The sequence below is a fragment of the Allonocardiopsis opalescens genome (assembly GCF_003002095.1).
In the GTDB taxonomy this organism is placed as follows: domain Bacteria; phylum Actinomycetota; class Actinomycetes; order Streptosporangiales; family Streptosporangiaceae; genus Allonocardiopsis; species Allonocardiopsis opalescens.
Genome location: NZ_PVZC01000001.1, coordinates 1,611,034 through 1,619,346, shown reverse-complemented (window position 1 = coordinate 1,619,346; position 8,313 = coordinate 1,611,034). Strand labels below are relative to the sequence as shown.

The window sequence follows — 8,313 nt, the reverse complement described above, 5'->3', positions numbered from 1 at the left end:
CTGCTGGACGTCACCCCGCTGTCGCTGGGGATCGAGACCAAGGGCGGCATCTTCACCAAACTCATCGAACGCAACACCACCATCCCCACCAAGCGCTCCGAGGTGTTCACCACGGCCGGGGACAACTACACCGAGGTCCCCATCCAGGTGTTCCAGGGCGAGCGCGAGATCGCCCAGCACAACAAGAAGCTCGGGGTGTTCACCCTCACCGGCATCCCGCCGGCGCCGCGCGGCATCCCGCAGATCGAGGTCACCTTCGACATCGACGCCAACGGCATCGTGCACGTCAAGGCGAAGGACCTGGGCACCGGCCGCGAGCAGTCCATGACGATCTCCGGCGGCTCCGCGCTGCCGAAGGACGACATCGACCGCATGGTCGCCGAGGCCGAGCAGTACGCCGACGAGGACCGCCGCCGCCGCGAGGAGACGGAGATCCGCAACAACGCCGACACCCTCGTCTACCAGACCGAGAAGGTGCTGGCCGACAATGCGGACAAGGTGCCGGCCGACGTCAAGACCGAGGTCGAGACGGCGCTGGCCGAGCTGAAGACCGCGATGAGCGGCACCGACACCAACGCCGTCAAGAACGCGGCCGAGAAGCTGGCCACCACCAGCCAGAAGATCGGCACCGCCATCTACGGCCAGAACGCCCCGTCCGACGCCACCGCCGACTCGGCGGGCGGCGCCGACGGCGGCACCTCTGGCGCCAACAGCGACGACGACGTGGTCGAAGCCGAGATCATCGACGACGACACCGACGGCACCGACCGCAGGTAGTCCGCGGCACCGACCGCACCGGCCCCGGGACGACACCCCTCGTCCCGGGGCCGTTCGCGTATGGCGAGTCCGTACCGCTATCTGTTATAGTTTTCGTATATCAGATAGCGCACAAGGAGGCCGTCCAGTGATCCTGAACCTGGATCTGGACAGCGAGGTCCCGATCTACCAGCAGCTGCGCGACCAGATCGTCACCGGCATCGCACGCGGCGAACTGGCGGCGGGCAGTCCGCTGCCGTCGACGCGCCAGCTCGGCGTCGACCTCGGCATCAACTTCCACACCGTCAACAAGAGCTACGACCTGCTGAAACGCGAGGGCCTGCTCCGCGTCAACCGCAAGTCGGGCGCGGTCGTCCAGCGCGACGCGGCGTCGGGTCCGCCCGACGGCGGCTTCCTGCCCGGCTGGCGGCAGCGGCTGGAGATTCTGCTCGCCGAGGCCGCCGCGCACGGCGTCCCGCCCGACGAGGTGCTGGAGCACTGCTCGGCCCTGCTGGCCTCCTTCGACGCCTCCCGGCCGGCACCCGCCGCCCCCTCCCCCGCCGACGCCCGAGAGGACACGGACACATGATCGTGCAACTCGCGACGACCCTCGTGCCGGTCGCGGCCGCGACCGGCACCTACTGGCTGGTGCCGGTACTGCACCGGCCCACCATGCCGCTGGGCACCCGGGTGCCGCCGCAGCGGACCGCCGACCCCGTGGTGACCGCCAGCATCCGCACCTACCAGACCGGAACCCTGTGGCTGAGCCTGCTGGCCGCACTGGCCGGCTCCGCCGTCGCACTGACCGTCGGAGCCGACTGGGAGCCCGGCACCACCGGGGCACTGGCGTCGGGCGCGCTGCTGATCGGCGTCGCCGCCCTGTACGTGCGCGGCCACCTCGCCATCCGGCGGGCCAAGGAGCGCGACGACTGGTACGGCGGCCTGCGGCAGTCGGTGGCGGCCGACACCTCGCTGCGCAGTGACCCGGTGCGCTACCCGTGGGTCTGGGTGCTGCCCTCTGCGGCGCTGGTGCTGGCCACCGCCCTGGTCGGCCTGCTGCTGTACCCGGGGCTGCCCGGCACACTCGTGTTCAGCGGCTCCGGCGCCGAGCCGGTGGCCACCACCCCGCTGTCCGCCTTCGGCCTGGTCTTCGTCATGGCCGCCCAGACGGCGCTGATGGCCGGCCTGGTCTGGCTGACGCTGCGCGCCCGCCCCGACCTGGAGGCCGACCGCCCGCACACCACCGCGCGCCAGTACCGGACCTTCACCCCCACCATCCTGCGCGCCACCGTCGCCCTGCTCACCGCGGTCAACCTCGGCATGGCCGTCATGTCGGTGCTCGTGTGGACCGGCGCCGCCGGCGACCTGGCGCTGACCCTGGCCGTCGCCGTCCCGGTGGTGCCCGCGACGGCCTGGCTGGTGCTCGTTGCGGTGCGCATGGGCCAGAGCGGCTGGCGGGTTCCCGTCCCCGAGGAGGCCGGCGAGGACACCGGACGGGTCCAGCGCGACGACGACCGCCACTGGATCCTCGGCCAGGTCTACATCAACCGCCACGACCCGTCCTTCCTCGTCGCCAAGCGAATCGGCGTCGGCTGGACGGTCAACGTCGGCAACCCGTGGGGCCTCGCGCTCACCGCCGTACTGGTCGCCTTCGTCGCCCTCACCGTGGTCCTGGGCGTCCTCGGCTACCTCCCGGAGCGCTGACCCCGACGCGTCCGGCCCGGTCGCCTCAGGGCGCGGCCGGGCCCGGCGTGCGGTTGAACTCGTCCAGGATGAACAGCGTCTGGGTGGTGAGGACCTCGGGCATGTCCTGGAGGCGTTCCAGGACGAGGTCGCGCAGGGCGCCGAGGTCGGTGGTGCGGACCAGGAGGAGGACGTCGAAGTCGCCGGAGACGAGGGCGGCGTGGTGGACCTCGGGGATGTCGGCGAGACGGCCGCGGAAGCGGCGCCAGACGTTCTGGCGGACCTTCACGGCGATGTAGGCCGAGAGCACGATGCCGTAGCGCTCCGGGTCGACCACGGCGGTGAAACCGGTGATCACGCCGGTGGCGCGGAGGCGGTCGAGGCGGGCGTAGGCGTTGGTCCGCGAGACGTGCGCCCGCTCGGCCACCTCGCGTATCGACATGCGTCCGTCGGCTTGGAGCAGGGCGACGATCCGCCGGTCGGTGTCGTCGAGTTCGACGGCCGTTCGTACCATACGCACCCCCGCACTCGCGGCCATACCGGACGGATTGCACCGGCACGGCGATGAGTTGGGACAATTTTCCCCAACTTACCGCTGCACCCTAGACATGGTGAATAGCCGCTTCGACCATGGCGGACATGACGTCTACCGACGAACGGGCGGCGGCGCACGACCTGCTCCCCCCGCCCGGACCCATCCGGCTCATCGACGCCGACGGGGTGCGCCTGGACGGCACCGCCCACCCGCTGCCGCCGCTGGACGTGCTGGTGCGCCTGCACCGGCGGATGGTGACCGGCCGCCGCTTCGACCGCCAGTCCGCCGCGCTCACCCGCCAGGGGCGGCTGGCCGTGTACCCGTCATCACTGGGCCAGGAGGCGTGCCAGGTCGGCGCGGTGCTGGCCATGGACGAGGCCGACTGGCTCTTCCCCACCTACCGCGACTGCGTCGCCCTGGTCGCACGCGGCCTCGACCCGGTCGAGGCGCTGACCCTGCTGCGCGGCGACTGGCACTGCGGCTACGACCCCTACCTGCACCGCGTCGCCCCCCAGTGCACCCCGCTGGCCACCGCCGCGCTGCACGCGGTGGGCCTGGCCGACGCCGCCCGCCGGCGCGGCGACGAACTCGCGGTGCTGGCCTTCCTCGGCGACGGCGCCACCAGCGAGGGCGACGCGCACGAGGCGCTGAACTTCGCCGCCGTCTACCGCGCGCCGGTGGTGTTCTTCGTGCAGAACAACCAGTGGGCGATCAGCGTGCCGCTGAGCCGGCAGACCAAGGCGCCCACCCTCGCGCACAAGGCCGTCGGCTACGGCATGCCCGGTGTGCAGGTCGACGGAAACGACGCCGCCGCCGTGCACGCCGTCGTCGCGCACGCCCTGCACGCCGCGCGCGCGGGCGCGGGGCCGGCCCTGGTGGAGGCGGTCACCTACCGGATGGACCCGCACACCAACGCCGACGACGCGGGCCGCTACCGCGACGAGGCCGAGGTGGCGGAGTGGCGGCGGCGCGACCCGATCGCCCGGCTGGAGCGCTACCTGCGCACGGCCGGCGCCCTGGACGACGCCGCGCTGCACGCCGTCGAGGAGGCGGCCGAGCGCGAGGCCGCCGAGCTGCGCGCCCGGATGGCGCAGGAGCCCCGGGTCGAGCCCGCCGACCTGTTCGCGCACGTGCTGGCCCGGCCGTCGGCGCAGCTGCGCGGGCAGGCCGCCCTGCTGGCCGAGGAGCTGGCCGCCGAGGGCGGCGCCCCCGCCGGGCCGCAGGAGGCGCGATGAGCGCGAACGGGCCGACCATGGCCCAGGCCCTCACCGCCGCGCTGCGCGACAGCCTGCGCGCCGACCCCTCCGTGCTGGTGTACGGCGAGGACGTCGGGCCGCTCGGCGGGGTATTCCGCATCACCGACGGGCTCACCGCCGAGTTCGGCGAGGAGCGCTGCTTCGACACCCCGCTGGCCGAGGCGGGCATCGTCGGCACCGCCATCGGCCACGCCATGTACGGGCTGCGCCCGGTGGTGGAGATGCAGTTCGACGCCTTCGCCTATCCCGCCTTCGAGCAGATCACCTCGCACCTGGCCAAGACCCGCAACCGCACCCGGGGCCGGATCGCGCTGCCGGTGGTCGTCCGGGTGCCCTACGGCGGCGGGATCGGCGGCGTCGAGCACCACTCCGACTCCTCCGAGGTCTACTACACCCACACCCCCGGCCTGCGGGTGGTCACCCCCGGCACTCCCGCCGACGCCTACCGGCTGCTGCGCGCCGCCATCGCCTGCGACGACCCGGTGATCTTCCTGGAGCCCAAGCGCCGGTACTGGTCGGCCGGCGAGCCCGGGTCCGTGCCCGGCGCCGCGTCCGGCGAGTCGCCCCCCGCTCCCCAGCCCGAGGAACTGGACCGCGCCGAGGTGCGCCGCTCCGGCACCGACGTGACCCTCATCGCCTACGGCCCGACCCTCGCCACCGCCCTGGAGGCGGCGGAGGCGGCCGAGGAGGAGGGCTGGAGCGCCGAGGTGGTCGACCTGCGCACGCTGGCGCCGTTCGACGACGCCACCGTCACCGCCTCGGTCCGCCGCACCGGGCGCGCCGTGGTCGTGCACGAGGCGGCCGCCTTCTGCGGCTACGGCGCCGAAGTGGCCGCCCGGATCACGGAGAGCTGCTTCCACTGGCTGGAGGCGCCGGTGCTGCGGGTCGGCGGCTTCGACATCCCGTACCCCCCGCCCAAGCTGGAGCACCACCACCTCCCCGGGGTGGACCGCGTTCTGGACGCCGTCGCCCGCTTGCAGTGGGACGCGCCGGTACCGGCCGCCTCCGGCGGAAGGGGCCGGTCATGAGCCGCCCGTTCCTGCTGCCCGACCTCGGCGAGGGGCTGAGCGGCGCCGAGGTGGTGCGCTGGCTGGTGGCGGTGGGCGACTCCGTCGCGGTCGACCAGCCGGTGGCCGAGGTCGAGACGGCCAAGGCGGCGGTGGAGGTCCCGAGCCCCTTCGCCGGACGCGTCACCCGGCTGCACGCCGCCGAGGGCGAGGTCGTCGACGTGGGGGCACCGCTGATCAGCATCGATGACCGCGAGCCGGCGCCGCCGGCCGGCGGGCAGGCGCCCGGCGCGGTGCCCGCCCAGCGCTTCACCGAGCCGGGCGCCGTCATCCCGGACGCGTCGCCCGCCGCGGAGCCGGGCGGATCAGGAGCGGTCCTGGTCGGCTACGGCACCTCGGCGGCCGCGCCGCGCGCCGGCGGCCGCCGGGCGCGCCGCGCCGCACTGCGCGGCCCGGTCCGCCCCGCGCCGGCGGCCGGGCGGCCGCACGGGCGGGTGGCCGTGGTCTCGCCGCTGGTGCGCAAGCTGGCGAGGGACCGCGGCGTCGACCTCGCCGCCGTGACCGGCAGCGGACCCGGCGGACTGGTCCTGCGCCGCGATGTCGAGGCCGCTTTCGACGGGCCGTCCGCGCCGCCCGTCGACGGTGCGGCCCGCATCCCGCTGCACGGCGTGCGCCGGGCCGCGGCCGAGCGCTTCACCCGGTCCCGGCGCGAGATCCCAGAGGCGACGGTCTGGGTCGACGTCGACGCGACCGCCTTCGTCGCGCTGAAGAACGAGATCAACGCCGTCCGGCCGGAGCGGCCGGTGTCGCTGCTGGCGCTGCTGGCGCGGTTCACCGTCCTCGGGCTGCTCCGCCATCCGCTGCTGAACGCCCGGATCGACGCCGACGCGGGCGAGATCGTGCTCAACGACACCGTGCACCTCGGCGTGGCCGCGCAGACACCGCGCGGCCTGATGGTGCCGGTCGTGCACGACGCCCAGGCGCTGAGCCCGCCGGAGCTCACCGCCGAACTGCGCCGGCTCGCCGCCGCCGGCCGCGACGGCGCGCTCACCCCCGCCGAGCTGACCGGCGGCACCTTCACCCTGAACAACTACGGGCGCTTCGGGGTCGACGGCTCCGCCGCGATCATCAACCACCCGGAGGTGGCCATCCTCGGCATCGGCCGCATCATCAAGCGGCCGTGGGTCGTCGACGACGAACTGGCCGTCCGCCAGGTCGCCGAACTGACACTCGCGTTCGACCACCGCGTCTGCGACGGTGAGGAGGCGGGCGGTTTCCTCCGCTTCGTCGCCGACTGCGTGGAGCGCCCCTCGGTCGCCTTCGCGACCCTGTGAGCACCGGCCGGTGCGCGCACCCTGTCACTACGCGCACCGGCCGGCCCCCGCACCGGGCGGCACGCGCGGACCGCCACCGGGTACCGTCGCCGGATGCCCGACGCGATCTTCGCCCACCCCGACCTCGCGCGCCTCTACGACGCCTTCGACGGCGACCGCGCCGACCTGGCCGCCTACCTGGCGATCGCCGCCGAACTGGGCGCGGCCTCCGTACTCGACGTCGGCTGCGGGACGGGCTCGCTGGCCCTCCTGCTCGCCGGGCGCGGCCATGCCGTCGCGGGCGTCGATCCGGCCGAGGCGTCGCTGGAGATCGCGAGGTCCAAGCCCGGGGCCGGACAGGTCCGCTGGATCCGCGGCGAGGCCGCGGCGCTGCCGGCGCTCGGCGCCGACCTCGCGACGATGACCGGGAACGTCGCCCAGGTCTTCCGCACCGACGACGACTGGGCACGCGCCCTCCAGGGCGTCCGCGCCGCACTGCGCCCGCGCGGACATCTCGTCTTCGAGACCAGGCGGCCCGAACGACGCGCCTGGGAGGAGTGGGCGGCGGACAGCGGTCCCGTCGTCCTGGACCTCCCGGGCGCCGGGCCGGTGGAACGGCGCCTGGAGGTCACCGAGATCGCCCTTCCGCTCGTCTCCTTCCGCTACACCTTCCGCTTCGCGGCGAGCGGCACGGTGCTCACCTCGGACTCGACCCTGCGGTTCCGGGGCCGCGGCGAGGTCGAGGCGAGCCTGGCCGCCGAGGACTACCGGGTCCTGGACGTGCGAGACGCCCCCGACCGCCCCGGCCGCGAGTTCGTGTTCGTCGCCGAGCGCACGGACTGACGCGCCGCCGCCTGGGCGGACGGTGGAACACGCCAGGTCCGGGCCTCGCCGTGCCCCGGCGCGCTATCCCCGCCGCCGCATGGGCAGCACCTCGCGGACACAGGGTCCTCACCCTGCTGCTCTCTACAGATCATGGCGGCGCCGTGTGACCATCGAAGCGGCACCGGCCGGGCCGGTCAGCGCGGACCGGAGCGGGCGCCGCCGCGACCGCGGTCCGGCTCAGGGCGCGCCGGGGGCCGTTCACCGAACACCGCCGACGGACCACGGCACCGAAGAGGTCACCATGCCGGAGGATCTGAGATCCGCCCTGCCCAGGGCCGCCCTGCTGATGGCGGCGGCCGTCCTCGCCCTCGTCTGGCTGAACCGGCTGACGATCATGGAGAACTGGGCGATGCTCACCACATCGTCGATCGCGGCGCTGCTGCCGCTGCTGGTCATCGCCTCCTTCGTCCTCAGCAACCGGGCCAAGCGGCGCGAGATCCGGCAGCGCACCGGCGAGCGGCTGGCCCGATTCGGCTCGCTGCCCGGACCGCAGTTCGCCGAGCTGATCGCCCTGCTGCTCGAACGCGACGGCTACCGCCGCGTCTACGTGGAGTGCACCCGCGACGCCGAGATCCGGATCGTCGCCCGCTCCCCCGGCGGCGCCCGGGTGTTCGTGCACTGCCAGTACCGGAGCGGCCCGGTCTCGCGCGAGGCCATCGCCGACTTCGCGCGCACGCTGCGGCGCGGCGGCGCCGTCGGCGTCTTCGCCACCGAGGACGAGTTCACCGGCGAGGCCAGGCTCGCCGCCGTCGGCGTCCCCGTCATGCTGGTGGACGGCCTCGCCCTCGAACGCTGGGCCCAGGACACCCCGCTGCACCAGACCGTGTGAGCGTCGGCGGGCTCCGGCCCGCCGCTGCCGAAAACCGCTTGCCCCCGTG

The 8,313-nt window shown here is 74.2% G+C and carries 9 protein-coding genes; 8 read left to right on the top strand and 1 reads right to left on the bottom strand.

What is annotated here, in order from left to right; translation table 11 throughout:
- The 3 genes from CLV72_RS06695 to CLV72_RS06685 form a co-directional block, all read left to right on the top strand.
- Positions 1-777 (top strand): Hsp70 family protein (locus CLV72_RS06695; protein ID WP_146159363.1); only part of this gene is annotated, 777 nt, incomplete at its 5' end.
- Between the two features lie 127 nt (positions 778-904).
- A complete protein-coding gene (locus CLV72_RS06690) occupies positions 905-1,345 on the top strand; it encodes a GntR family transcriptional regulator (RefSeq protein ID WP_106240888.1) in 441 nt (146 codons plus the stop codon).
- Complete coding sequence (locus CLV72_RS06685) at positions 1,342-2,460, top strand: DUF1648 domain-containing protein (protein ID WP_106240883.1); 1,119 nt, start codon at positions 1,342-1,344, stop codon at positions 2,458-2,460. Before CLV72_RS06690 ends, CLV72_RS06685 begins: the two co-directional genes overlap by 4 nt.
- A gap of 25 nt (positions 2,461-2,485) precedes the next feature.
- Here CLV72_RS06685 and CLV72_RS06680 read toward each other — a convergent pair whose 3' ends face one another.
- A complete protein-coding gene (locus CLV72_RS06680; RefSeq protein ID WP_106240879.1) occupies positions 2,486-2,953 on the bottom strand; it encodes an Lrp/AsnC family transcriptional regulator in 468 nt (155 codons plus the stop codon).
- A 125-nt stretch (positions 2,954-3,078) separates the two neighbouring features.
- Between CLV72_RS06680 and pdhA the strand changes: the two genes are divergently transcribed.
- From pdhA to CLV72_RS06655, 5 genes are all read left to right on the top strand, one after another.
- Positions 3,079-4,209, top strand: coding sequence for a pyruvate dehydrogenase (acetyl-transferring) E1 component subunit alpha (gene pdhA, locus CLV72_RS06675; protein ID WP_106241524.1), 1,131 nt, complete (start codon positions 3,079-3,081; stop codon positions 4,207-4,209).
- Positions 4,206-5,258 carry an alpha-ketoacid dehydrogenase subunit beta gene (locus CLV72_RS06670; RefSeq protein WP_106240874.1) on the top strand — a complete coding sequence of 351 codons (1,053 nt, stop codon included), beginning with the start codon at positions 4,206-4,208 and terminating at the stop codon, positions 5,256-5,258. The genes pdhA and CLV72_RS06670 overlap by 4 nt, the downstream gene beginning before the upstream one ends.
- Positions 5,255-6,571 carry a dihydrolipoamide acetyltransferase family protein gene (locus CLV72_RS06665; protein ID WP_106241522.1) on the top strand — a complete coding sequence of 439 codons (1,317 nt, stop codon included), beginning with the start codon at positions 5,255-5,257 and terminating at the stop codon, positions 6,569-6,571. Before CLV72_RS06670 ends, CLV72_RS06665 begins: the two co-directional genes overlap by 4 nt.
- A gap of 93 nt (positions 6,572-6,664) precedes the next feature.
- A complete protein-coding gene (locus CLV72_RS06660) occupies positions 6,665-7,393 on the top strand; it encodes a class I SAM-dependent methyltransferase (protein WP_106240870.1) in 729 nt (242 codons plus the stop codon).
- A gap of 283 nt (positions 7,394-7,676) precedes the next feature.
- Complete coding sequence (locus CLV72_RS06655; protein WP_170140894.1) at positions 7,677-8,264, top strand: restriction endonuclease; 588 nt, start codon at positions 7,677-7,679, stop codon at positions 8,262-8,264.
- The last annotated feature ends 49 nt before the right edge of the window (positions 8,265-8,313 follow it).